Annotated in this window: 21 protein-coding genes; 10 read left to right on the top strand and 11 right to left on the bottom strand. The window is 64.6% G+C overall.

Annotation, left to right across the window (positions count from 1 at the left end):
* Positions 1 to 6: 6 nt before the first annotated feature.
* Complete coding sequence (locus LPC10_RS00155) at positions 7 to 1,212, bottom strand: DUF2252 family protein (protein ID WP_231344974.1); 1,206 nt, start codon at positions 1,210 to 1,212, stop codon at positions 7 to 9.
* A 517-nt stretch (positions 1,213 to 1,729) separates the two neighbouring features.
* Here LPC10_RS00155 and LPC10_RS00150 point away from each other — a divergent pair.
* The 3 genes from LPC10_RS00150 to LPC10_RS00140 all read left to right on the top strand — a co-directional run bounded on the left by LPC10_RS00150 (position 1,730) and on the right by LPC10_RS00140 (position 7,873).
* Positions 1,730 to 4,192: a PAS domain-containing sensor histidine kinase gene (locus LPC10_RS00150; protein ID WP_231344973.1), complete on the top strand. Its 2,463-nt coding sequence runs from the start codon at positions 1,730 to 1,732 to the stop codon at positions 4,190 to 4,192.
* A 109-nt stretch (positions 4,193 to 4,301) separates the two neighbouring features.
* The gene (locus tag LPC10_RS00145) at positions 4,302 to 5,828 is read left to right on the top strand and encodes an ATPase domain-containing protein (protein ID WP_231344972.1); all 1,527 of its coding nucleotides are present in this window, start codon (positions 4,302 to 4,304) and stop codon (positions 5,826 to 5,828) included.
* A complete protein-coding gene (locus tag LPC10_RS00140) occupies positions 5,825 to 7,873 on the top strand; it encodes an ATP-binding protein (RefSeq protein WP_231344971.1) in 2,049 nt (682 codons plus the stop codon). Before LPC10_RS00145 ends, LPC10_RS00140 begins: the two co-directional genes overlap by 4 nt.
* Before the next feature lie 243 nt (positions 7,874 to 8,116).
* Here the strand turns inward: LPC10_RS00140 and LPC10_RS00135 are convergent, their stop codons facing one another.
* The 4 genes from LPC10_RS00135 to LPC10_RS00120 form a co-directional block, all read right to left on the bottom strand.
* Positions 8,117 to 8,446, bottom strand: a complete 330-nt coding sequence (locus tag LPC10_RS00135; protein WP_231344970.1) for a hypothetical protein — start codon at positions 8,444 to 8,446, stop codon at positions 8,117 to 8,119.
* Positions 8,447 to 8,506: 60 nt separating this feature from the next.
* Positions 8,507 to 9,130 (bottom strand): hypothetical protein, encoded by a 624-nt coding sequence (locus LPC10_RS00130; RefSeq protein ID WP_231344969.1) that lies wholly within the window; start codon positions 9,128 to 9,130, stop codon positions 8,507 to 8,509.
* Positions 9,127 to 9,378 carry a hypothetical protein gene (locus tag LPC10_RS00125; protein ID WP_231344968.1) on the bottom strand — a complete coding sequence of 84 codons (252 nt, stop codon included), beginning with the start codon at positions 9,376 to 9,378 and terminating at the stop codon, positions 9,127 to 9,129. Before LPC10_RS00125 ends, LPC10_RS00130 begins: the two co-directional genes overlap by 4 nt.
* A 94-nt stretch (positions 9,379 to 9,472) precedes the next feature.
* Positions 9,473 to 10,036, bottom strand: a complete 564-nt coding sequence (locus tag LPC10_RS00120; protein WP_231344967.1) for a helix-turn-helix transcriptional regulator — start codon at positions 10,034 to 10,036, stop codon at positions 9,473 to 9,475.
* A gap of 697 nt (positions 10,037 to 10,733) precedes the next feature.
* Here LPC10_RS00120 and LPC10_RS00115 point away from each other — a divergent pair.
* The 6 genes from LPC10_RS00115 to LPC10_RS00095 all read left to right on the top strand — a co-directional run bounded on the left by LPC10_RS00115 (position 10,734) and on the right by LPC10_RS00095 (position 15,755).
* The gene (locus LPC10_RS00115; RefSeq protein WP_231344965.1) at positions 10,734 to 11,795 is read left to right on the top strand and encodes a hypothetical protein; all 1,062 of its coding nucleotides are present in this window, start codon (positions 10,734 to 10,736) and stop codon (positions 11,793 to 11,795) included.
* Positions 11,796 to 11,834: 39 nt separating this feature from the next.
* Positions 11,835 to 12,416: a curli-like amyloid fiber formation chaperone CsgH gene (gene csgH, locus LPC10_RS25605; RefSeq protein ID WP_370644615.1), complete on the top strand. Its 582-nt coding sequence runs from the start codon at positions 11,835 to 11,837 to the stop codon at positions 12,414 to 12,416.
* Between the two features lie 305 nt (positions 12,417 to 12,721).
* Positions 12,722 to 13,336 (top strand): hypothetical protein, encoded by a 615-nt coding sequence (locus tag LPC10_RS00110; protein WP_231344964.1) that lies wholly within the window; start codon positions 12,722 to 12,724, stop codon positions 13,334 to 13,336.
* A gap of 39 nt (positions 13,337 to 13,375) precedes the next feature.
* Positions 13,376 to 13,819, top strand: a complete 444-nt coding sequence (locus tag LPC10_RS00105) for a curli assembly protein CsgF (protein WP_231344963.1) — start codon at positions 13,376 to 13,378, stop codon at positions 13,817 to 13,819.
* Positions 13,820 to 13,954: 135 nt separating this feature from the next.
* Positions 13,955 to 14,878 carry a CsgG/HfaB family protein gene (locus tag LPC10_RS00100; RefSeq protein WP_231344962.1) on the top strand — a complete coding sequence of 308 codons (924 nt, stop codon included), beginning with the start codon at positions 13,955 to 13,957 and terminating at the stop codon, positions 14,876 to 14,878.
* A gap of 4 nt (positions 14,879 to 14,882) precedes the next feature.
* Complete coding sequence (locus LPC10_RS00095) at positions 14,883 to 15,755, top strand: lytic transglycosylase domain-containing protein (protein ID WP_231344961.1); 873 nt, start codon at positions 14,883 to 14,885, stop codon at positions 15,753 to 15,755.
* Positions 15,756 to 15,843: 88 nt separating this feature from the next.
* Here the strand turns inward: LPC10_RS00095 and LPC10_RS00090 are convergent, their stop codons facing one another.
* Together LPC10_RS00090 and LPC10_RS00085 are read right to left on the bottom strand one after the other, a co-directional pair.
* Entirely contained in the window at positions 15,844 to 16,200 is a 357-nt protein-coding gene (locus LPC10_RS00090; protein ID WP_231344960.1) for a curlin repeat-containing protein, read from the bottom strand.
* Positions 16,201 to 16,367: 167 nt separating this feature from the next.
* Positions 16,368 to 16,730, bottom strand: a complete 363-nt coding sequence (locus tag LPC10_RS00085; RefSeq protein WP_231344959.1) for a hypothetical protein — start codon at positions 16,728 to 16,730, stop codon at positions 16,368 to 16,370.
* 41 nt (positions 16,731 to 16,771) lie between these two features.
* On the opposite strand from LPC10_RS00085, the gene LPC10_RS00080 reads away from it, so the two are divergent.
* Positions 16,772 to 17,602, top strand: a complete 831-nt coding sequence (locus LPC10_RS00080; RefSeq protein WP_231344958.1) for a hypothetical protein — start codon at positions 16,772 to 16,774, stop codon at positions 17,600 to 17,602.
* Between the two features lie 29 nt (positions 17,603 to 17,631).
* On the opposite strand, the gene LPC10_RS00075 is transcribed toward LPC10_RS00080, so the two are convergent.
* The 4 genes from LPC10_RS00075 to grxD form a co-directional block, all read right to left on the bottom strand.
* Entirely contained in the window at positions 17,632 to 17,847 is a 216-nt protein-coding gene (locus LPC10_RS00075) for a hypothetical protein (RefSeq protein WP_231344957.1), read from the bottom strand.
* A 185-nt stretch (positions 17,848 to 18,032) separates the two neighbouring features.
* Positions 18,033 to 18,917, bottom strand: coding sequence for an SMP-30/gluconolactonase/LRE family protein (locus LPC10_RS00070; RefSeq protein WP_231344955.1), 885 nt, complete (start codon positions 18,915 to 18,917; stop codon positions 18,033 to 18,035).
* A 109-nt stretch (positions 18,918 to 19,026) separates the two neighbouring features.
* Positions 19,027 to 19,929 carry an NAD(P)/FAD-dependent oxidoreductase gene (locus tag LPC10_RS00065; RefSeq protein ID WP_231344953.1) on the bottom strand — a complete coding sequence of 301 codons (903 nt, stop codon included), beginning with the start codon at positions 19,927 to 19,929 and terminating at the stop codon, positions 19,027 to 19,029.
* Between the two features lie 71 nt (positions 19,930 to 20,000).
* Positions 20,001 to 20,336, bottom strand: coding sequence for a Grx4 family monothiol glutaredoxin (grxD, locus tag LPC10_RS00060; protein ID WP_108938255.1), 336 nt, complete (start codon positions 20,334 to 20,336; stop codon positions 20,001 to 20,003).
* Positions 20,337 to 20,378 lie beyond the last annotated feature (42 nt).

Genomic DNA, 20,378 nt, shown 5'->3' with positions numbered 1-20,378 from the left:
CGGGTCTCAGGCGGCTTGCCGGCCGGCGTAGCGAAGGCAGTGCTGAAGGTAGCCGACCTCGTGGCGGCCAGCGAGTTCGACCACGCTGGACCAGAGCCAGGACGGCGCCCCCTCATCCGTGGCGCCCTTCTTCGTGACCTCGGCGCGCCAAGCCGACCGCGCTCCGGCCTCCATCTGACGACCATGCGCTTTGCCGACCACGTAGGCGAGGTAATGCGCGGCGCGCACCGCCTCCTCGCGGCCGAACTGATCGACATCGAGCTTCAGATCCTGCGGCGCGAGTTCGCGCATCACGACCGGCTTTCCGAGCAGATGAACCGGCAGCATGCGCTCCCCGAGATTCGGTGACAGCGCCCGCGCCCCGGTCACCACCCGCTCGGCCGGGTCGGGTGGCATCTGCGCACCGGGCGCGGGCGGGGCGGCGGTCTCGACCGCTTCCTTCAGGTCCACCAGCGCGAGGCGTCGCTTTTCATTCGGCTCGGTGATGCCGACGAGGACGGCGTAGCGCAGGAAGCCGAGCGAGCTGCAGCCCTTCATCCAATAGGCCGCGTCGATCAGGCGGGCTTCGGCGCCCTCGCTTCGCCCGTTCAGCGCCAGCACGAGGTGGCGTACCGCCTCTTCCTGAAACAACTCGTCGAGCGCCCGGCGCTCGCCCGCATCGAGAGCCCAGAACTTGCGCCCCAGCGGAATGGCCGGCTCCACGCGCTTCAGACGCTCCCGGGCGAGGTGCTTCCAGTGCCGGCCGAGCGCCCGGCGTCGCACCGAGCGCACCACATCCGGCTCGGGCGGGTGGCTGTCATCCTCGTCCGCGTGCAGGCCCACCGCGTAGCCCGCGATCATCTCCTCCAGCATCCGGGCCGTGACGACGCCAGGAAGATCCGAGCCGCGGGCGGCGCTCGCGAGCGACAGCCCGAGGCGAACGAGATCGTGCGTCGGGTTTCCGATCACCGTCTGGTCGAGGTCGCGGATCTGAATATCGACGCGACCGTCGGCGTCGGCGAGGGGGCCGAGATTGCCGAGATGGCAGTCACCGCAGATCCAGACCGGCGGACCCTCCGGCAGGGTGCCGCGCGAAAGACCGTCGAGCCACTCGTAGAATTTCAAGGTGTTGCCGCGAACGTAGGCGTGGGCCGACTGTGCCATCTTGAGCGTGCGCTGCCGCTCGAGCACAATCGCACGTTCCTCAGGACCATACGTGCCGTTCATACGCATCAAAGGGACCTTCGACCCGAACGCCGCGCCACTCGCGCGGTCCGCAGCGTCAACGCGCGCAAAAGGGTCTGTATCGCGCGGCCGATCGTCCTCCTACGGGATTAGAGTGAACCGGCAAACGTGCTGGGAGGGCACCAACCGCTTCCGCTGCTGCCAGCTACAACGGTTCGGTTGTATTTTGCAGCTCGTTGCTACGATTGCTCAGCGTTTATCGAAGAAATGCGAGTATCAAACGCTAAAATTCGAATAGTCCTCAATCGCATTCGATCTAAGATCTTGACTTGGAATGTTTATTTTCGATTGACATCTTCGTTGCGACCGTGTGACGAAGGTGCATGCCACCGATCGGTTCTCTCAGATTTTTATCCTATATTCGTTCGAGCGGTCTCCTTGATCATCCAGCCGACTCCCATCCGGCAAGCGGCATGAAAGCGCTCATGCGACGCTGTACGCCAATCGCGGGCGGATTCGTCGGGGTGCCCGCACCCATTCGTTGCGCAAGCAGGGATCTCGTAGCGTGACCGACGCTGAGGCCGACGAACTGCGGCAGCGGGTGGCTGCGCTGGAAGCCGAGAACGCCCGTCTGCGAGAAGCGCTCGAGGAGCAGAACCGCGGCCCCGACATCGATCCGCACGCCTTGCCGGCCGCCACCCTGGCGGCCAGCCGGGCCCGTTTGCGGGAAGCGCTCACCATCGCGACAGTGGGCGGCATCTACTTCGACTTGGACGGCCAGCTTCTCGATGCCAACGACGCCTTCCTGGCGATGTGCGGCTACAGCCGCGAGGATCTCAACGCCGGGCGCCTCAGTTGGCAGGTGCTGACACCGCCGGAATGGCTCGACGTATCCTGGCGCGCTTTCAAAGATCTGAAGGCCACCGGACGCACGACCCCTTATGAGAAACAGTATTTTCGTAAGGACGGCTCCCGGTTCTGGGCCATGTTCGGTGCCACGTTGCTGGAGGATGGCCGCGGCTTCGAGTTCGTCATCGACATCACGGACCGAAAACGGGTGGAAGCCGATCTCGCGGCCCGCGAGGCGGAACTCCGCCTGATCGCGGACGCGATGCCGGCGCTGATCGCGTTCATCGACCGCACCTTCACCTATCGCTTCGCCAATGCTGCCTACGAGGCATGGATCGGCCGAAGGCCCGAGCATGTCGTGGGTCGCACGATCGAGGAACTCCTCGGGACAGCCGAGTTCGAGGCCCGCCGCCCGCTCATCGAACAGGCCATGGCCGGTGCGGACGTCCAGTTCGAGCGGTCTTGGCCGCACCCGGACGGACGGCCGCGCGACGCGGCGATCCGCTACATCCCGAACCGGAGCCAGACCGGCGAGGTCGTCGGCATCTACGTGTTCGTGCAGGACATCACCGATCGCAAGCAGACCGAGGAACTGCTCGCCCTGCGGGCTCAGCAGCTCGAAGCGCAGGTTGCCGAACAGGAGAAGGCACGGGATCGGATCTGGAACCTGTCGCCGGTCCTCAAATTCGTGGCGCGGCACGACGGCGAGATCCGCTCGGTCAACCCGTCCTGGACGCGCTCGCTCGGCTGGTCGGAAGAGGAGACCATCGGGCGCAACGTGCTCGACTTCGTTGCGCCCGACGGACGGGAGCAGGCTGCCTCCGACCTGATGCGGCGGGCCGCGACGCCCGCGTCCGGCGACATCGAACTCATGCTCCTCACGAAGGAGAACGGCCCGCGCCACGTCTCATGGACCGTCGTGCCGGGTGACGACCTCCTCTTCGGATTCGGCCGGGACATCACCGAGCAGCGCTTTGCCGAAGAGGCGCTTCGCCAATCGCAGAAACTGGAAGCCGTGGGCCAGCTCACCGGCGGCGTGGCGCACGACTTCAATAACCTCCTGACGATCATCCGCTCCTCGGTCGACTTCCTGCGCCGCCCGGAACTGCCGGAGGTCCGCAAGGTGCGCTATCTCGACGCCGTCTCCGAGACGGTCGACCGGGCTGCCAAGCTCACGGGGCAGCTCCTGGCCTTCGCCCGCCGCCAGACGCTCAAGCCTGAAGTGTTCGATGTGGGCGCGCGGCTGCACGCGGTTGCCGACATGCTCGATACCGTGACGGGCGCCCGCATACGGGTCGTGACGGAGGGATTGGACACGGCCTGTTACGTCCGCGCGGATCTCAGCCAGTTCGAGACCGCACTCATCAACATGGCGGTCAACGCCCGCGACGCCATGGAGGGGGAGGGCACCCTGACGCTGCGGCTAACCTGCTCCGTGTCGATGCCGCCGATCCGCGGGCATGCCGGTGCTCCGGGCCCCTTCGCGGCGATTTCCCTGTCCGATACGGGGTCGGGCATCACCGCCGAGCGGATCGGCCGCATCTTCGAGCCCTTCTTCACGACCAAGGAGGTCGGGCGCGGGACCGGTCTCGGCCTCAGCCAGGTCTTCGGCTTCGCCAAGCAGTCCGGCGGCGACGTCTCGGTCGAGAGCGTCGTCGGCGACGGCACGACGTTCACGCTCTTTCTGCCCGAGACGGAGGCCGTACAGGAAGCAGAGGTACCTGGGAGGCAAGGCGACGAGCCGCCGATCGGCGCCGGTCAGCGGATCTTGGTGGTCGAGGACAATGTCGAGGTCGGGCGGTTCGCGACTCAGATTCTGCAGGATCTGGGCTTCGAGACGCGGTGGGCTGCCAATGCCGAGGAGGCCTTGAGCGCGCTGGTGTCGGAGCCCGCAGCGTTCGAAGCGGTGTTTTCCGATGTGGTGATGCCGGGCATGGGCGGAATCGAGTTGGCCAAGCGGCTGCGCCGCACCCACCCGGACCTCCCGGTGATCCTGACCTCGGGATACAGCCATGTGCTGGCTCAGGAAGGTGCGCACGGTTTCGAGCTGGTGCAGAAGCCCTATTCCGCCGATCAGGTCTCGAAAGCCCTCTGCAAGGCGATCGCCCCGCGGCCCCGGTCGGAACGGACCGGATCGGCGGAGGCCTTCGACAAGCCAATTCGTCCCGCACGGGGATGAGGCCAACCGCCGCGTCCGTGTGTTATCGCCAGTGCAGACGCTAGCCGTCGCGACGTCTACACAACCCTTGGCGAGAGCCGTGCCACGGTATGGACCTTCGTCGAATCCGATGAGCGAGGCGAGAACAGTAATGAGTGGTCGGCCGGGTTCCGATATCAGAATTTCGACCGGTATCCCCGGCTTGAACGAGATACTCGGCGGCGGCCTGACGCCGGACCGGCTCTATCTGCTTGAAGGCACTCCCGGCACCGGAAAGACGACACTGGCGCTGCAGTTCCTCCTCGAAGGCGCGGCGCGAGGCGAGCGAAGCCTGTACGTGACGCTGTCGGAGACCGCGGACGAACTCCGCGCTGCGGCGGCGAGCCATGGCTGGTCTCTCGACGGGATCGACCTCTACGAATTGGTCAACGAGATGGGCCTCGATCCCGACAGCGAGCAGTCTATTCTGCATCCCTCCGAGATCGAACTCGGCGAGACCGTCCGGGAGGTCATCGCCCGCGTCGAGAGCGTGAAGCCCGAGCGCGTGGTGTTCGACAGCCTGTCGGAGCTGCGCCTGCTCGCCCAGAACCCCCTGCGCTACCGCCGGCAGATCCTGGCCCTGAAGCAGTTCTTCTCCAAGCGGTCCTGCACCGTGCTGATGCTGGACGACCGCACCTCCGAGGCCGGCGACCTTCAGCTCCACAGCATCGCGCACGGCGTGATCTCCCTCGAACAGACCCCGCGCGAATTCGGCTCCGAGCGTCGGCGCCTGCGCATCGTCAAGATGCGCGGCATCAAGTTCCGGGGCGGCTATCACGACTTCGTCGTGGAGACCGGCAGCATCGCAGTCTTCCCGCGCCTCGTCGCGGCCGACCACCACGCAGCCTTCGACGCGACGACTCGGCCGACCGGCTCGGCCGAGTTGGACCTGCTCCTCGGCGGCGGCCTCGTGCCCGGCACCAACACACTGCTGCTCGGCCCGTCCGGCGTGGGCAAGACGACGACGGCGGTGCGCTGCATGCTGGCCGCGCTCGAACGTGGCGAGACGGCGACCTACTACCTTTTCGACGAGGGACTCGGCACCCTGATCACCCGGGCCGCCCTGCTCGGCATGGACCTGAGGCCGCATGTCGAGGCCGGGCGCCTCACCCTCACGCAGATCGACCCGGCGGAGCTGTCACCGGGGGAATTCGCCTCCATCGTGCGACAGGCCGTCGAGGAGCACGAATCGACCTTCGTCGCCATCGACAGCCTCAACGCGTATCTGCACGCGATGCCGGGCGAGGAGTACCTCGTCCTGCAGATGCACGAACTTCTGAGCTACCTGAACCAGAAGGGCGTGACGACGCTCCTCGTGCTCGGTCAGCACGGCGTCATCGGGGAGGTCCGCAACGACATCGATTTGAGCTACCTCAGCGACTGCATCGTTCTGTTCCGCTTCTTCGAAGCGAGAGCCGAGATCCGAACCGCCCTCTCGGTGGTAAAGAGCCGCGTGAATGCGCACGAGCGCACAATCCGCGAGTTGCGGCTCTCGACCGAAGGGCTGCGTGTCGGTGAGGCTCTGACCGACTTCGAGGGTGTGCTCACGGGTCTGCCGGCCTATCGTGGCCAGGTGGGAATGCTGCAGGATCCCGAGGCACCGGGGAAAAAGGCGTGAGGAACCCCACGGAGGAGCGGGCCCTCATCCTGGCTCCGCGCGGGCGGGATGCCGCCGTCATCGAGCAGGTGCTGGACCGCTCGGGCATCGACAACCTCGTCTGCCTCGACGTGGCGGAGTGGGTGGGATGCCTGCGTTCGGGCGCGGGCACCGCGGTCGTGACCGAGGAGGCCTTGGCAGAGGGTGACATCGCCGACCTGTCGCGCTGGCTCGATGCGCAGGCACCGTGGTCGGACTTTCCGCTCGTCGTGCTGGCCACGCGTCAGGCCGGGCCGCGAACCCGGCGCGCGGCCGAACTGTTGAGGCAGCTCGGCAACGTGGTCTTGTTGGAGCGCCCGATCAACGCCGAGACGCTGACCAGCGCCGTCGTCTCGTCCCTGCGTGCGCGGCGGCGCCAATATCAGGCACGGGAGCATCTCCTCGAACGGGAGCGGGCCCAGCACCAGCTCAGACTGGCGAACGAGGAGCTGGAGCGGCGCGTGGCCGAGCGGACCCGCGAGGTCGCGGCGGCCCACGAAACCCTGGCCTTCGCCCTCGACGCGGCCGGGATGAGTTCGTGGGACATCGACGTTGCGACCGGGATCCATCGCCGCTCGCCGCGCTTCGATGCCGTGTTCGGCTACGAGGGCACGGGACGGGACTGGGACCGCGAGACGTTTCTGAATCACGTGCTCGACGAGGACCGGAGCATCGCCGAGGAGGCTTTCGCCGGCATCGTCGAGAGCGGCCGGCTCGATCTCGAATGCCGCATTCGGCGCACGGACGGGGCGGTGCGCTGGATCGCCATGCGCGGGCAGGTCAAGCGCGACGAGGTCGGTCGGGCGGTGCGCGTCGCCGGCATCCTCATGGATCGCACCGATCAGCACATCACCGAGGAAGCCCTGCGGCAGGCGCAGAAGATGGAGGCCATCGGCCAGCTCACCGGCGGCGTGGCGCACGACTTCAACAACCTTTTGACCGTGATCGTCGGCGGCCTCGACATGATGCTGCGCCGCCCGGAGCAGACCGACCGCGTCAAGCGCTTGGCCGAGGCGGCCATGGGCGCGGCGCGGCGCGGCGAGCAGTTGACCCAGCAGCTCCTCGCCTTCTCCCGCCGCCAGATGCTGCGGCCGCAGACGTTGAACCCGAACCGGCTGCTGCTGGATTTCCGGCCGCTCGCCGAACGCGCGGCCACCGGTGCCGTGACGCTGACCTTCGATCTCGATCCGGCGCTGGACCCGATCCGCATCGATCCGGCCCAGTTCGAGGCGGCGGTGCTGAACCTGATCGTCAACGCGCGCGATGCCCTGGAGGGTCAGGACGGACCGGCGCGCATCGCGGTCACGAGCCGCAACGTCCGCCTCGGTACGGCGGCGGTCGCCGACAAGGACGTTCCGCCGGGCCCTTACGTCGTGATTTCCGTGACAGACACCGGCAGCGGCATCCCGGCCGACAAGCTCCAGCGCGTGTTCGAGCCGTTCTTCACCACCAAGGAGGTCGGCAAGGGTACCGGACTCGGGCTCAGCCAGGTCTACGGCTTCACCCGCAGCGCCAAGGGCTTCGCGCAGATCGAGTCCGAGATGGGCCGGGGCACGACGGTCAGCCTGTTCTTTCCGCGCTCGACCGACCCGGCCGGCGAGGAAGTCGGGACCGGCCCGGTCGGTGCCATCCCGCTGCGTCGCGCCGGCGAGGGCGAAACGGTGCTGCTGGTCGAGGACGACGAGCAGGTGCTCGGCATGGCGGTCGAGAGCCTGGAAGAGCTGAGCTACCGGGTCATCGTCACCCGCAACGCCAGCGAGGCTCTGGCGTATCTGCACGGCGTCGAGCGCATCGACATTCTGTTCTCGGATGTCGTCATGCCGGGTGGGATGAACGGCTCGCAACTCGCGGTCGAGGCGCGGCGCGTGCGGCCCGACATCAAGATCCTGCTGACGTCGGGCTACGTGGCGAATCTCGACGAAGGACAGGTCATCGGTCAGGGCGAGCTTGCCGTGCTCAACAAACCCTACCGCCGCGACGAACTCGCCCGCTCGCTGCGATTGGTGCTCGGCGGCGAGAGGGCCTGATTCCGTTTCCAATTTATTACTTTGGTTTTCGCCCGACGCCGTCATCGCGAGGCGAAGCCGAAGTGATCCAGTGCGCGACATCGCCGGCATGGGCGCGCGGTACGGCCGTCTTCCACACATCGATGCTGGGGCGAACGTCCCGCACACTCGGCGGACCGGCGACCGCTTCGTCGGGATGCACTACTTCATTGTTTTTGCATCGTCTTTCTCCGCAAGCCGGAGGTCACTTTTGTGGACGATGTTCTATTTGTTGAGATCGATCACCCCGCGTTTCAGCGGGAATCGATTCGGCGCCTTGTCAGCACTGCCAAGCCACTCGGGCGAATCCTTGTAATTCGCGGCCGGCGGCGTCTTGCTGTTGAGCTGGTCGCGCTCAGCCTGAGCAGGGCTCTCGACGGGCGGGATGGGGGCGGATTGCGGGTACTGCGCCGCGGGGCCGCGAAGCTGAAACCCGTCGATGCAGCGTCGGAGCGCGATCGGATCGGTGATGAACGTGCATTCGTTCACGTTGGTGATGGCCTGAGCCATGCTCGGCATCGGCGACCCCAAAAACAGGATGGCAAAAGCGGTCAAGATCCGTCGCATCGGCAGCCTCCCAAGTCTTGAGCCCTCCCCTCACCGACGGAGCTGCCTTCAGCGGCCCGCCGACGGGGCGACCTGGCGGATCTCGACCTCGCTCGGCTCGCTTGGTCGTGGCCGCTTCACCTGCACCTGAGGCGGCGCCGGAGCAGCCTGGCCGCGTCCCGCAGCACTACCCGAGCCGGCGGGAAGCGCGGCCGCGCTCGTGTTCGCCCCCTTGCCGTCGATCCGTCCGACGCGCACTTTTACGCCACGAACCGATCGGCCGGCCGTATCGTAGTCGCACTCGTAGGTGATGCGCACCCACTGGCCCTGCGGATTGAGGAACCGGACGGAGTCACCGCGGAACTTCACCACGGTATCGGCTCCAGCCGGAGGCTCGGCTTCCTGGAAAATGCTTCCCGTCGGCCGGTTCATCCACTCGAAGTCGGACGGTGCCTGACGCTCGATTGCCGGCACACAGGCCTGGACGGCCGCAGGGATTGCCTGGCGCGCGCAGGATGCATCACACCCGGCCTTGGCGCTTTCGGCCGGACCCGGCTTGGGATCGGGCTTCGCATCCTGAGCCGAGGCTGCGGACAGGCCCAATCCGATCCAACCGATGCAGGCCAGGGTGCGCGTCCATCCAGACGAGGACAAGGCCCGACTTGTCTCCCGCCCAGCCACGATCCGTGTCATCCGTCGAACTCTCCCTTACCCGCGCGAGCACGCCGGCGCCCGGCCGCACCGATCGGCAGCAGACCTGCCGACCCATAAACGCCTTTTTCGGCCTCAACCACTATCGATCGCTCGCGCACCGCGACTTTCTCGGTGCCGGACTGATCATTGCCCGTGGCTGTTGCCGAAATGTAAATCGAGGACGCGCACTCATGAAATTCTGAGCGGCGCACCGTCAGGTCAGGTGGCGGGTTGTCGATCGCGGACACATTCCGCCAATCATACGCCCCCGGCCTGACCGACCGATCCAGGACAAGAAAACGAGCTGCACCGCGCAATCGACAATCGAAGAGCGCCCGTCCGTCAATATGCCGGATCTGAGATTGGCGAGAACTGGCAGACTCGGGCAAGTAGCGCGACCAATTCAGGCTGACGCGACGTTCCCGTCTTGGCGAAGATCGAGGCAAGCTGTGTGCGGAGCGTAGCGATGCTGACTTTGCGGCTCTGTGCGATCGTGGCCAGCGGCACACCCCGGCTGATCTCCGCCGCAAGGCGTCCCTCGGCGGCCGTGAGGCCGAAAATCTTTTCCAGCACCGGGGCGCAGACCTGGGCGCGAACGGCGAGATCGATCAGGATCAGCAGGCGGTGCGCTTCTCCCATCGCTGTGATGTCCATCGCCTGGAAAACCAGCCGCTGATCGTTGCGTGGCCGCTCGAGCTCGACGGTTCCGAACGGCTCCGTCAGCGCACTGTTGATCATCCGGCCCGTAAACGGCTCAGCGTCCGGCAACGTTGTATCGGCAGCATCGTTCGAAAGAATCCGCTTCGCAAGCTGGTTGCAATCCGTTGTCCTTGCGCGGCAATTGATCAATACCGCTGCTGAACCGACCTTGTCGAGCACGTTAAGCAGGGCATATTTGTCCGGCATATTCAGAAATCTTCAAATTGATTACCATCATACGGGTCGCCTTGCGGCTGACTCTTCCGAGTAAACGGGCACTTCATGAATCTACAAGTGGCGTCTCGGATGACATTAACGATATAAAATCAGTGATGCTTTCGGGTCACTGCCCGCGAGTACCGACGTGGTGGCGTTTCGCACAACGTCAAACTACGCACGCCCCAGCATGACCGACTTCTGTTTTGGCATAGGGCTGCGATGTCGCCGCCAAACCACCGTATTATTCGATGCCCCTCGCGTGATCCGCGATAGACCGGCTCCAGATCAATAAAGCCGCGCGCGACTGCCACAAAACATTTCAGAATATTTCGGGCAAGGCTTTAATTAACCCAAGGCCGGACTATCCATCACCTCAAATGGCGAATGTCAAAAATTCGAGAATTGGTATTTTTATCAGTCCTTTCCGGAGGCCGTAATCACTTCCGAAACACTTCAACGAAATCTTCGCAGAATTTGCCAACGAGTTAACCTAAACAGACCCTTTCCATCCAAAACGGCATCTTATCATTCGAATGGATGATGCGGGTTTCGGCGGCCCCTCGTATTTAAGACCTCGTTAACGACTGCACGAAGCCGCCGCCTCACCCGCCAGACTGGTCAACAGTCGGTAAAATTCGGCGAGGCGACTGCCGAATGACAGAAATCAACTTACAGGGGACCAGTCATGAAGCTCTTCACCGTCGCCACGATCAGCACGCTTGCGCTCCTCGTTGGCGCGCCTGCCCTCGCCGCCAGCTTCAATGAGGCCATCACCGAGCAGCGGGGCAACAGCAACAAGCTCGACCTGACGCAGTCCGGCAAAGCCAATTCCATCAATGCTCTTCAGGACGGTCGCAGGAACACGTTCGAGGCCGATCAGACCGCAGGCCGCAGCAACGTGATCGAATTGACGCAGGAGGGTCGCTACAACTACGCCTCCAGCGGACAAGCCGACAGCACCAACTCCGTCACGACGGTGGACCAGGAGAGCGCACGCAACGCTGCGAGAGATGCTGGCCACGTCGCTGTCACGGGGCAGGACCACACCCATAACTCGCAGATCGAGGTCAAGCAGACCGGTGAGAGCCAGATCGCTGTCGCGACGCAGGCCGCTAACACCCGCAACAACTCCAAGATTGTCATCGATCAGTCTCTGACCACCAACGAAGCATACGCCTCGCAGTCGAATGTTTCCGGTTCGACTCTGTATGTCGGCCAGGCCGGCGAGTTCAACACGGCGCATGCGGTGCAGGAAAAGTCGACGGGCACGCACGCCAACGTCATTCAGTGGGGATCCGCCAACTACGCGGAGGTCGGGCAGACCGGCAACACGAATTCCTCGACGAATATCGCGCAGGCCGGCATTTTCAACGTGGCCGCTACTCTGCAGAGCGGTTCGAAAAACAGTGACATCTTCGTGGAACAGTACGGCCTCGACAACTTCTTGATCGCGGCGCAGACCAACTCGAATAATTCCCGGATTGCCACGGTGCAGTACGGATGGTCCAACAGCGCCGACATCTCTCAGAACAACTCGAATGGCTCAGCCATCTACCTGCTCCAGTCTGGCGCTCAGAACTACGCCAATCTCTCGCAGGATAACTCGTCTGCGAGCACGATCACGGGCTTCCAGTTCGGCGGCTCCAACACGCTCGTGGCCTCGCAGGCCAACAACACCAACAGCACCATCGTGAGCGCCCAGTACGGCAACAACAACAGCGCGACGATCGTTCAGCACGGCAAGTAATCCACCGAAAACGAGTGCGAGCGTGACTTCCGAATAGAAATGGTGTCACGTTCGTCGATTGAAAAAAGCCATCGACCTGCCGCGTCAGGCCGGTGGCTCTTCCCTTTTGATCATGACCTTCGGTCGATCACGGGAATTCGGTCTGCTGGAAAAGACGCATCCAACAGCTCTCCCAACGAATGCCTTCGACCGCCGCGCGCTGGAGCCGGCTGGTTCGAACTTTTTCCGGGCACGCAGCACCCTCCGAGATCGGGCCTTGGTTCCAGCGTCCTAGCGAAGTGCGGAACAACCATGCACGGCGACCTTCCACCTCCGCCTATCACCTGCACCCTGTCCGAGCAGCGCCAGGGCTCACAGATTCGGATCGAAGCGGAGATCCGCTCGGCCACGGCGCAATCGGGGAGCTACCGCCTGCTGGTTTCGAAGCGGGGATCGTCCGGCAACGCTCAGGTGAGCCAGCAATCCGACCTTGCCCTCGCTCCGGGGTCCCCCTCGCGAATTCCGGGACCACGCCTGTCGATCGAACCTGAAGGCCACTACCAGGCTCGCCTAGTCATCCATGCCGGTGGCGCCGAATATAGCTGTGAGCATGAGGGACCGAATGCCTCGGATCCTCTCTGACCGGACTCCCGGGCACCGACCGAGGCGGAGCCATTGAGAGGCGCGGCGCCGTCCAGGCTGCCTGGGCCGCTGTGGCGCCCGGGTCACGCCCGTTCGCCGGAACGGTCAGGGCGGCCTCGGCAAGACCGGTTCCGCGTTGACTCCACTCTATCCGTGGCACAATACAAATGTAACAAAGAGACGGCAATGCTCGCGGTAATTTGTTCTTATTCAAGCAAGTTATCAAAAAATTAAGCGGCGATACAACTCAGTATCACTGAATGGACACTGGGACAGCGCAGAGCAGAATTGGGCGAAGCATCGACATGACGAAGATCATCCATAGAATGCCGCTCCGTCATTCGGCCGCTTGTCTTATGGCGTTTGGACTCCTCATCTCGTTTTCGGCGGTTGCATCAGCTCAGCAGTCGAACGGACAACCTCTTCCGACCGACGTGGCTTTCGAATACGCGACCATCGGGTCGGTCTCCCTTCCGATCCGGATCCTCGGTCTCAACGGCAGTGCCGGCGGCGCCGGCGGTCTGGTCGCGTCAAACCTGCAGGTCGGTAGTGCGAACCGGACCGACATCACCCAAGTCGGGAAGGGCAACGCGGCCGCGATCCAGATCTTCGGTGACGGCAACACCGCGGCGATCACCCAGCAGGGCTCGAACAATGTCGGGCAGGGTGTGCTGGTCGGGTCCAGCATCCGCTTCGATCTGCAGCAGACCGGAATCAGCAATCAGGCGGACCTGAGCGTGAACTCGCCTGGGGGCGCGAACCTCCAACTGCGGCAGGATGGCAACGGCAACAGCTTGACCGGTTCCGTTCCGGGCGCAGCCAACGTCGTCGTGAACCAGTTCGGCAACGGCCTTTCCGCCGACGTGACCCAAGTCGGTGTTCCCAAGAACATCAGCGTCCAGCAAGTCCGCGCCCGCTGAGGCGCGGTCCAGGACGCTCCAGAAAGTGAGACTGCATCCATGAAGACGCGTTTCCTGGCGGCGGTTGCTCTGCTGGCCCTCTCGGCTGGTCCGGTCCTTGCCGGCAACCTCATCTACCAGCCGGTGAACCCGGCTTTCGGTGGAAGCCCGCTCAACGGCGGCTGGCTACAGAGCGAGGCGACCGCTCAGAATATCCCGCAGGCCCGTGAGCAGCGTCTCAATCAGCTGTTCAGCACCCAGGGCGGCCGTAACGGCCTATCACTGACGCAGGGTCAGATCTTTGCCCAACAGTTGCAATCGCAGCTGTTCAGCTCGCTTGCAAACCAGATCACACGAGCGATCTTCGGCGAAAACGCTCAGCCGAATGGCACGTTCGAGTTTCAGGGTACGACGATCAACTTCGCTCGCGAAGGGGCAAACATCCGTATCCAGATCTTCGATGGTCAAACGACTAACACCGTGGTGGTTCCTGCCGGTCCCTGAGACTCGGCAAGCCTTCCATCATCGGGTTCATGACTGCGCCGAGGCCAGCTCGGACGGAATGGATGCGGTGGTCGTGTCACGATAATCCGAAGGCTGTGCCAAGCAGCCCGGTCATGGTCGGGATTGTAGATCCTTATGTGGGCTGAAAATCTCTCGATCCGGCGCCTTGTCGTCGGTGGTCTCATCTGCGCGGCGCTCGGCTTGGGCGGGTGCGTCGCCATCGGCGAGCGTGAACCGCTCAACGAGGCGCCGACTGTGACCGAGACATCGCCGACCGGCCTGAATCTCGAACTGCTTCCCCCACCGGCGAAGGCTGTGGACCTCGCCGTCTACAGCTTCCCCGATCTCACCGGCCAGAACAAACCGAGCGACAACTTCGCCGAGTTCTCGCGGGCCGTGACGCAGGGCGGCGCCGCCTTCCTCGTGGATGCCCTGCGTCGCACGGGTGGTGGCCGCTGGTTCCGGGTGGTCGAGCGGGGCAGCCTCGCCAACATCCTGCAGGAGCGACAGCTCATCCGCGCCACGCGCCAGGAGTTCGACCAGGACCAGGCCAAGCCCCTGCCGCCGATCCGCTTCGCCGGCCTGCTGGTCGAAGGCGGCATCCTCGCCTACGACGCCAACTTCGTGACCGGGGGCATCGGCGCCCGCTATCTCGGCATCGGCGGCGACATCCGCTACCGGCGCGACGTCGTGACAGTCGGCATGCGCATCGTGTCCGTCCAGTCGGGCGAGGTGCTCACCAGCGTCACGACGACGAAAACGATCTACTCGATCGGTCTCGCCACGAACACGTTCCGCTACGTCGCGGTGAACAAGCTGTTCGAGTTCGATGCGGGTGTGACGCGCAACGAGCCGACCCAGTTCGCCGTGCGCGAGTCGATCGAACTCGCCGTCTACTCGACGCTCATGGAAGGGGCTCGCAAGGGGCTTTGGAAGTTCCGCGATCCGGCGATCGGGCAGCGCCTGCTTCAGGAATATATCGAGCGGGACAAGCCGCTCCCACCGGTGAGTCCGACCACCGAGGTGGTCCAAGAAGCCGTCGTGGTCGCGAAGAACTAAGTCGATGCGCGGCCTGCTCCCTCGGATGGCGCCGGCTCTGGTAGCGGCCGCTTTGGTCGCCTTCCCCTCGCAGGCCGATGTTCGCGCGCGCGTCGCCGTGCTGGATCTGACCGCACCAGCGCAGACCGATGCGTCGAGTGAACCGCAGAGCGCGGGCATGATCGCCATCGTCGAGAAGATCGCGCCGGGAGCGCCGGTCTCCGCGATCGCGGCGCTGATCGCTCAGGCGGCCGCCAGCACCGGTGTGCCGTCCGATTTTCTCCTGAAATTGTTGAAGCGCGAAAGCGGTTTGAACCCGATGGCGGTGAGCCCGAAGGGCGCCCTCGGCATTGCGCAATTCATGCCGGCGACGGCGGCCGAGCGCGGTCTGGCCGATCCGTTCGATCCCGTGCAAGCCATTCCGAAGGCGGCCGAACTTCTGCGCGATCTGCGCCAGCGCTACGGAAACTGGGCTCTGGCCGCTGCCGCCTACAATGCAGGGCCCGGCCGGGTCGATGCCTGGCTGGTCGGGCGCTTGGAGCTGCCGAAGGAAACGGTAGATTACGTCGCCAACATCACCGGCGTGAATACGCCGAGCTGGACATCGGCCTATCGTCCGACTGGTCCAGTCTGGCCACTTCAACTCGCATCCCTCGCGCCGCCGATGCCCTTGTTCAGCGTCGCGTCTGACGCCACCCGTATCCGGGTATCGGATCGTCGTGAGACGGGGGCTGACGCGAAGCGGATGACGAAGCCGGCGGACGGCACCGCCGCACCGCTGACGACCGCGCAACTTCGTGCCGCGGCCGGAGGCCTTCTGCGGTCGGCGGGTGCGAGCAGTCCCTGTGCGGCCCTACTGAACTCGGCCGCACAATGTCTCAACTTCAGCCGATATTGATCACGAGCGCGATCGGCCCGAGAGCGTCATCGTGAAGGGATGTTGCGGGCGCGGTCGCGTCAGATGCGACCGCGCGACCGCACCCGCCTCAGCGGCCCTGTCGCAGGGTGATCTGGTTGTACGACCCGGATTGCGTGATGACGGCGTTGTTGGACATCCCGCTTTGCGAGATGCGGATAACGTTGCCGATGCCGGTCTGCGTCGCGTCGATCCGGTTATACATGCCATCCTGCACTCCGTAGAAGACGTTTCCTTGGCCTGAGTTCGGCGCGGCATCGGCGCTCGAGGCGACGCGGTTCATCGTGTTTCGCAGGGCGCTGTTCTCGATGTCCTGCATTGTCGCCTCAGCCTGTGTCAGCAGGCTGGGAAGTTCCTGTGCCTGAGCAAGCCCGGACATCTGTGCCAGAGCGGTGCAGCCGATAATGATCGAAACAATTTTACGCATCGGGGGCGATCCTCTTCGTCGCCCGAGAATTCCGTGCCCCCGTTAAGAAAGCTTGTATAGCCAGGAGGCCATCAACAACCGCTTGTTTTTTCCACTTTCACTGCACAGCAATCGCGTGATTGAGACGCGACCTATCCGCCTGGCTTTGACCGGGATGATTGGGCGGATCAGACGAGATCGACGCCGTTGGTGATGAAGCGAGGTCTGACGGTGAGAGCAGCGCAGGTGATGCTCAAGTTGCGGCGGATCGCAGTACAGACAGCGCCAAGGATGAGCTTGGCTCTGAATTGAAAGAACGCTGAGTGCACCAAAACTCCAACCTTCGGAACGAGTCGGCGCAGGTCTTGCGGCCCGAGACTCGGGAGCGGGTCCGCCTTCGGCTGGTAACCTTTCAGTAAACAAACATCCTTAACAAAATGCTTGAACGCCCGGTGCCATGTCTTTCGGCTGACTTCCGCCGCAACGAACACGATCGGGCGCGACGTCGAATTGAGGCCGGCAGCGTCCGAACGACGCGTCGCGTCGTTCATCGTTCGAGGTCTGCCGACCTCGTCAGCAGGAAGCCTGTGCCATGTCGGAGACGGTCCAAGCGGGCAAGAGCGAGGCAAAAGTGCCGACCGGCAGGATCTCGCCCGAAGAGTTGCTGAAGCAGGCGGTGGCCGGCGCGAAGGCGGCGCCTGCCGCGCTGCCCGCGCGCAAGAGCTTCCGCCTCGGTGCCCATGGTCGCCTCGCTGCAGCGAGCACGGCGGCCCTGATCGGCGGCCTTGCCCTCGGCCTTGTCGCCGCACCGCAAGGGCAGTCCCACGATGGAATCGCGCAAATCCGGAGCGAGCTGGCCGCGGGACGCGTCGAATCGGCTCGGCTCGCGCAGGAGGTGGACCGGCTGGCTCGCATCGCCACGGCCTTGCGCGAGGCTGGCGAGGCCGCTCGCGGTGAGACCAAGGCGCTAGCCGCCAGCCTCGGCGAGCGGGTGGCCCGCAGCGAGCAGGCGCTCGACAAGCGGTTGGTAAGCCTGTCTGAGACAATGAGCCGTGGCGAACGCGAGCAGACCGAGCGCCTCTCCGGAATGATCGCGGGGCTTGAGAAGAAGTCTCAGGCTGCGGCAATCCCCATTTCGCCCAAGCCCGAGGTGAAATCCGAGGCGAAGGCCGAGTCGCGCACCCCGGAGCCGACGCAGACCGGCAGCCTCCCGGACAAGCTGAAGACCGAGACCTTGGAAAGTTGGGCCCTGCGCGACGTCTACGATGGCGTCGCGATCCTCGAAGATCGGCGGCGACGGCTCGTCGAAGTCGGGCGAGGCGACGCCGTGCCGGGCATCGGCCGGGTCGAGGCGATCGAACGTCGTGGCCGGCAATGGGTCGTGGTCACACGCCAAGGCATCATCACGCCCCAGGCTTGGTAGGATCCTGCCCGCAGCGGAAAGGTAATACGTCAGGTCACTGGCGCGACTTCGGTGGGCCGAAGTGCAGCGAGGGGCGCACCCGGCAGGTCCGGAGCCGCTTCGGCCAGCATCGTCCCCCGCTCCAAGCGCATCCGGCCACGTTCGCGGGCCTCCTCGCGCGCCTTCGGCGTCGCGTGGAGCATCATTGCGAGAAGCGCCTCGCCTTTACAATGCTCCGTCAGATTCCTCGCATCGAAGACTGGCATGATCCGCTCTCGCCCTCGATGAGGGAATGCGGTTTACGAGCGAAAGCTCGACCGTTCACGAAAAACTGACGAATTGGGGATAAGTTCCGCCAGTTCTTACGCTTTAACCGCGCTTTCATATTTGCGCCGCAACGGATGCTATTGCGGTGCGAAGCCGCACGCGAGCGTCGCAAGAGTTGTACAGCTCATGTCTGCGGCAGTTCCAGAAGGTTTGGCCGGAGCCCGCGGAATTCCGTCTCGACTCGATAGAGATGGCCGGCCATTGGATCGAGCTTCGGATCGCGGCCGCGTAGACAGGTCGTCACGTAGAGTGTCGAGAGGTCGTCTCCTCCGAATGTACACTTCGTCACGAGCGGCGTGGGCAGCGGCACGACGTAGGCAACCCGTCCGTCCGGCGTGAAGCGGGTGATGCGTCCGGCGCCGTAATGGCAGATCCAAAGGTGGCCGTCGGCGTCGAGCGTCAGGCCGTCCGGCTTGCCCCAGCCGTCCTCAAATCGGAGGAGGGGGCGGCCTTCGCCGATCCGATCCTCTTCGAGGTCGTGAACCCGCACGATGCCGTGGGCCGTGTCGATCGTGTAGAGGCGGCGGCCATCCGGACTGACGATGGGTCCGTTGGTCACGGCCGCAGCCTCGCCGAAGGTCTCGAGGCGAGTCCCGTTCCAGCGATGGAAGCGGCCGGTCTCCGCCTCCTCTCCGTCATCCATGCTTCCGAAATAGAGCCGCCCCTCCGGCCCGACCTGTCCGCTGTTCAGCCGGTTGTTCTCCGGATAGTCGTCCGGGCGCACGAGCGGCGTGCGGGATCCGTCCGAAAGGCGCAAGGCGGCCACCCCGGACTTGAAGCCGGCGACGACGCGGCCCGGATCCCGAGTGAGGAGGGCGAAGCCGATCTTCTCATCCAGCGGCAGGCGGATGGTTTCGTTCGTCGCGGGCCAGTGCCGCCAGACCGCCGGGTTCTCGATATCGACCCAGAGCAGCGACCCGTCGCGGGCATCCCACACGACCTCCTCACCGAGAGCGCAGCCGCAGGCAACGGCGACGCGCGGCGTGTGGAGATGGACGGGTGGGGTCATCATGGCTCCGAAGCAGAAAAGGGAAGGGCACGAGGCTGCGCTTGAAACAACGCGCCGTCGTGCCGCTCTTTCCTTCGCCTTTGCGGCTGGATGACCGATTCTTTCCCTTTTACCGGGTCGCCTCCGCCACGAACTCGGCATTGATGGCGAAGGCCGCCATCGCGCCCTCCGCAGCGGCCACCACCGCGAACTGCACCCGGCGCGAGGCATCGCCCGCGACGTAGAGGCCGGGCACGTTGGTCTTCTCGTATTCGCGGGTCGGCACGACGCTGCGGGTCTCGTCGAGTTCGCAGCCGAGTTGAGAAATCAGAGGGGAGGGGCTGCAGGCGAACGGCATCAGAAAGAGCGCCGCGCAAGGCGTCGAACTGCCATCGCGAAAGCGCAGACAAGTGGGCCGCGACCCATCCCCCTCAAGGCGCGCGATCTCCGTCTCGATCACCCGCACGCCATTGCGGTTCAGCCGGGCGCGGTCCTTGTCCGAGAGATCGGCGTCCCCGCCATTCGTGCTGAGCGTGACGTCTCGGCTCCAACCGGTCAGTTCGAGGGCGAGTCCGCAGCCGCCATGCCCGCGGCCGAAGACGACGAGCGGACGATCCCGAACCTCGAACCCATCGCAATAGGGGCAGGAATGGACACCGGTGCCCCAGTAGGTGTCGAAACCCTCGATCTCGGGGATGTCCTGCGCAAGGCCCGTCGCGAGGATGAGGCGGCGTGCCCGCTCGCGGCGTCCGTCGGCCAGGAGGATAGTGAAGCCGTCCTCGTCGCGCGAGGCTTCGCGAACGGCGATCTCGCGACACTCAACGGTCTCGTAGCGCTCAAGATCGGCCCGACCCTGCGCCCTCAGATCGAAGGGCGGGGTGCCATCGCGGGTGAACAGGCCCCAGGTGCGTGGCGTCGCGGCATTGCGCGGCTCACCGGCATCACAGAGCAGAACCCTGCGGCGCGCGCGACCGAGGATCAGGGCGGCGTTGAGCCCTGCCGGGCCGCCGCCCACGATGATGACGTCGTGCATGTTGATCTCCCGGCGTAGCCGCCGAGAGACAAGCCCGGTGAAGGCGAAGTGTTTCCCGAACGAGACGCCGCTCAGGCGGCGCTCTTCACCGGCACGCCCTTCTCAGACAGGAACTGCTGCAGTTCCCCCGACTGGAACATCTCGCGGGCGATGTCACAGCCGCCGACGAACTCGCCCTTCACGTAGATCTGCGGGATCGTCGGCCAGTTGGAATAGGCTTTGATGCCCTCACGCACCGCCATGTCGTCGAGCACGTTCACACCCTTGAACGGCACGCCGAGGTAGTTGAGGATCTGGACGACCTGTCCGGAAAAGCCGCACATCGGGAATTGCGGCGTGCCCTTCATGAACACGACCACGTCCTGGGAGTCGATCTCGGTCTTGATGGCGGTGTTGACGTCGGTCATCGCACGGTCCTCGTTGTGTCGTCGTCTCGGTCAGGAGTGAAA

Source organism: Methylorubrum sp. B1-46 (assembly GCF_021117295.1).
Taxonomy (GTDB): domain Bacteria; phylum Pseudomonadota; class Alphaproteobacteria; order Rhizobiales; family Beijerinckiaceae; genus Methylobacterium.
This window is presented reverse-complemented; position numbering and strand designations above follow the sequence as displayed.

What these genes read in the sequence shown, in the direction of transcription:
- csgH (WP_370644615.1), top strand. Translation starts at nt 11,835, where the DNA reads ATGGTGTCACGTTCGTCGATTGAAAAAAGCCATCGACCTGCCGCGTCA.
- LPC10_RS00145 (WP_231344972.1), top strand. Translation starts at nt 4,302, where the DNA reads ATGAGCGAGGCGAGAACAGTAATGAGTGGTCGGCCGGGTTCCGATATC.
- grxD (WP_108938255.1), bottom strand. Translation starts at nt 20,336, where the DNA reads ATGACCGACGTCAACACCGCCATCAAGACCGAGATCGACTCCCAGGAC.
- LPC10_RS00085 (WP_231344959.1), bottom strand. Translation starts at nt 16,730, where the DNA reads ATGAACGACGCGACGCGTCGTTCGGACGCTGCCGGCCTCAATTCGACG.
- LPC10_RS00095 (WP_231344961.1), top strand. Translation starts at nt 14,883, where the DNA reads ATGCGCGGCCTGCTCCCTCGGATGGCGCCGGCTCTGGTAGCGGCCGCT.
- LPC10_RS00115 (WP_231344965.1), top strand. Translation starts at nt 10,734, where the DNA reads ATGAAGCTCTTCACCGTCGCCACGATCAGCACGCTTGCGCTCCTCGTT.
- LPC10_RS00110 (WP_231344964.1), top strand. Translation starts at nt 12,722, where the DNA reads ATGACGAAGATCATCCATAGAATGCCGCTCCGTCATTCGGCCGCTTGT.
- LPC10_RS00080 (WP_231344958.1), top strand. Translation starts at nt 16,772, where the DNA reads ATGTCGGAGACGGTCCAAGCGGGCAAGAGCGAGGCAAAAGTGCCGACC.
- LPC10_RS00075 (WP_231344957.1), bottom strand. Translation starts at nt 17,847, where the DNA reads ATGCCAGTCTTCGATGCGAGGAATCTGACGGAGCATTGTAAAGGCGAG.
- LPC10_RS00155 (WP_231344974.1), bottom strand. Translation starts at nt 1,212, where the DNA reads ATGCGTATGAACGGCACGTATGGTCCTGAGGAACGTGCGATTGTGCTC.
- LPC10_RS00105 (WP_231344963.1), top strand. Translation starts at nt 13,376, where the DNA reads ATGAAGACGCGTTTCCTGGCGGCGGTTGCTCTGCTGGCCCTCTCGGCT.
- LPC10_RS00100 (WP_231344962.1), top strand. Translation starts at nt 13,955, where the DNA reads ATGTGGGCTGAAAATCTCTCGATCCGGCGCCTTGTCGTCGGTGGTCTC.
- LPC10_RS00090 (WP_231344960.1), bottom strand. Translation starts at nt 16,200, where the DNA reads ATGCGTAAAATTGTTTCGATCATTATCGGCTGCACCGCTCTGGCACAG.
- LPC10_RS00070 (WP_231344955.1), bottom strand. Translation starts at nt 18,917, where the DNA reads ATGACCCCACCCGTCCATCTCCACACGCCGCGCGTCGCCGTTGCCTGC.
- LPC10_RS00120 (WP_231344967.1), bottom strand. Translation starts at nt 10,036, where the DNA reads ATGCCGGACAAATATGCCCTGCTTAACGTGCTCGACAAGGTCGGTTCA.
- LPC10_RS00065 (WP_231344953.1), bottom strand. Translation starts at nt 19,929, where the DNA reads ATGCACGACGTCATCATCGTGGGCGGCGGCCCGGCAGGGCTCAACGCC.
- LPC10_RS00130 (WP_231344969.1), bottom strand. Translation starts at nt 9,130, where the DNA reads ATGACACGGATCGTGGCTGGGCGGGAGACAAGTCGGGCCTTGTCCTCG.